A 265-nucleotide genomic window follows, 5' to 3' on the forward strand; every position below is an offset into this window, starting at 1 on the left:
CAGGATGACCAGGAACTGACCCCACAAGATCTGCCCCAGGCGCAGGTGGGCGATTTGCTGGTGATTCACGATGCCGGGGCCTATGGGGCGTCGATGTCGTCGAACTACAACAGCCGGCCGTTGCTACCGGAGTTCCTGATCGAGGAAGGGGCGCTGCGCATGATTCGCCGGCGGCAGACCGTGCAGGACCTGCTGGGCCTGGAGGCGGGGTTCTAATCTCAGTGCTTGGGGCTGGATCGCAGCCCCAATGGACAAACCCTCCTTG

Annotated in this window: 1 pseudogene; it reads left to right on the forward strand. The window is 63.0% G+C overall.

The annotated features are described in order from the left end of the window. Positions 1 to 216 (forward strand): annotated as a pseudogene (locus SB765_RS30415) (diaminopimelate decarboxylase); the annotation flags it as partial. Positions 217 to 265: the final 49 nt, after the last annotated feature.

It is taken from the genome of Pseudomonas sp. SIMBA_067, assembly GCF_046534675.1.
Classification (GTDB): Bacteria; Pseudomonadota; Gammaproteobacteria; order Pseudomonadales; family Pseudomonadaceae; genus Aquipseudomonas; species Aquipseudomonas putida.